The 2177-nt window shown below is 40.1% G+C and carries 2 protein-coding genes; both read right to left on the bottom strand.

The window, feature by feature from the left end; genetic code table 11:
- On the bottom strand, positions 1-640 hold a 640-nt coding region (locus VGT41_04780; GenBank protein HEV2601589.1), incomplete at its 3' end, for a triose-phosphate isomerase.
- A gap of 34 nt (positions 641-674) precedes the next feature.
- A partial coding sequence (locus tag VGT41_04775; protein HEV2601588.1) for a polymer-forming cytoskeletal protein occupies positions 675-2177 on the bottom strand: 1503 nt, incomplete at its 5' end.

Here is a 2177-nt window from a genome sequence, read left to right as displayed (position 1 = left end):
CTGCACCTCCGTAGAGAATAGGGATTTCAATTGGAGTCTTTGTTCTAAACATTTCCATAATAGTTTTTTTTATGAAAATCGTCATGCCATGAATATCATGAGCATCCATTGCCATAGAAGAACCAATGGCCCATATTGGTTCATAGGCAATAATAACTTTTGAAATATTTTGTCGTGAAACTCCCTGTAAATCTTCTTCCAGTTGCTGTTTTAAAAAACCGTAATAATTTCCTTCTTCATCACGATCTTTTTCTCCAATACAAATAATAGGAGTAATCTTTTGAGAGAGTGCTGCAAGAATTTTTTTATTAATAATGCTATCTGTTTCTCCGATCTTTCGACGTTCTGAAAGACCAATGATGGCATATCGAGCACCTGCATCAACTATCATGCCGAGTGAAACTTCACCGGTAAAAGATCCTTTTTCTTCATAAAAAAAATTTTGGGCGCCGAGAAGAACTGTCTTTTTGTTTTTATTTTGAGCAAAGAGTCCTAAGTGAATATATGATGGACAAATAATAGTAGTTACTTTTTTTTGTTGTAGAGCACCTTTTGCAATCTTTAAAAAAAGATTTTGTGCCTCTTTTATAGTTTGAGGATTCATCTTCCAATTACCAACAATGATTGGGTTCTTTCTCATGAATGAATTCTATCACGCACTTCTCAAAGAATCACTATTGCACTTCTTTCCAGCTTGTGATGTTCCATCCTCCCGATGGTCCGCTTGAAAAATTCAAGTTTGCGAGTCCACTATTGTACGTAATGGTTGCTCCACCACTTACGTCAATTTCTTTTGCCGTAAGTGCTTCGGCACCTGTACCTCCCGACATATTTATAGTGCCGTTTTGTGCCACAAGAACAACAGCACCCGCACCTCCATTAAAGTTGATAGCATTATTTGAACCACATCCCGTACCGCTCGGACATGTACTTGTTGTTATAAGTAATGGGAAACTTGTTGATTGACCTGAACCTGAAAATGAACTTCCTCCAGAAACAGTGGCATAGCCATCTGAAATAAGAACACCACTATTTGCACCATATCCTGCATCAAGTTTGAGGGTGGCACCACTTCCAATAGTTACATTACCAAGAACATAGACTGTGCCAGTCATCGACATTGTCGATTCCACGTCAAGATCACCATTGACTCGAAGTGGCCCTACGGTGAGTTTTCCTCCACCAGTAATTGTGACTGAACCATCGACTTGAAGATCTGACATAACAGCAACCCCTCCTCCATTAATAGTGAGATTACCTGTGACATGCTGAAGTGACGTTGTGGTTGTACCTTGATAACCGATGGTTAAATTTCCTGTATATGTCCAACCACTACCAGTTGTTGTTGCTTCGTCTTTGAAATCTTGAATATTTGCATCTGAAAGCGGCATGGTTGTCGGAGCTGGATCGGGTCGAGTTGTATTACAAGCTTTATTATTATTTGATCCTGTCTGACAATAGAGACTGCCAGCAACACTTGCACCACTTACGGTATTTGCCCATGCATCCCCAACACCGCTCTGACCAATATTGACGGCTCCAACATATGTTCCACCCCCGATTGATGTCGTTACTCCAAGATATAAATTGAAATCGCTATCAAGGCCTGCTGGCTGTGTCGAAGTCCAAGTACTTGTATATTTTCCCAGTTTTCCAAGACCATTTGCATAGGTATTATTTGTTGCTCCTAAAAGATAATAATTTGTTGCACTATTTGAGCCATCATCGAGAACAAGCCAATATGTTTTTGCAGGATCAAGCGTCGGTGTGCTTGGAAAAACGACATCTACCCAACCAAATGATGACCCAGATACTTGAGATGCAAGAAGCGTACCATTTGTAGTAAGTTCATTTGTGGTGCCAGGAGAACCAGAGCTATCATCAACTATGCGCACAGTAATATCAGATGGAGCCCCAACTTTTTTAATATAAAACTGAACATCATGAAGTGGAGAAGAAGCTGTTGAAACTTTAAAACTCTGAGCGAAATCTTGCGCAGCAGTTGTTGAGCCAAATGAAAGACAGGTTGTTGCAGTACAGGTTGTAATTGGAATAGTACCGCTATTTGATTGATCACTTGTAACAGATGCACTTGGGGCTGCAATAGCCGAACCGGTAATTGTCACTCCATTATTGGCTACAATGTTACCATTTGCATAGACGTTTCCAACAACCTT

It is taken from the genome of Candidatus Babeliales bacterium, from assembly GCA_035944115.1.
In the GTDB taxonomy this organism is placed as follows: domain Bacteria; phylum Babelota; class Babeliae; order Babelales; family Vermiphilaceae; genus DASZBJ01.
The sequence above is the reverse complement of the archived record's forward strand: the minus strand, read 5'-3'. Positions and strand labels throughout refer to the sequence as shown.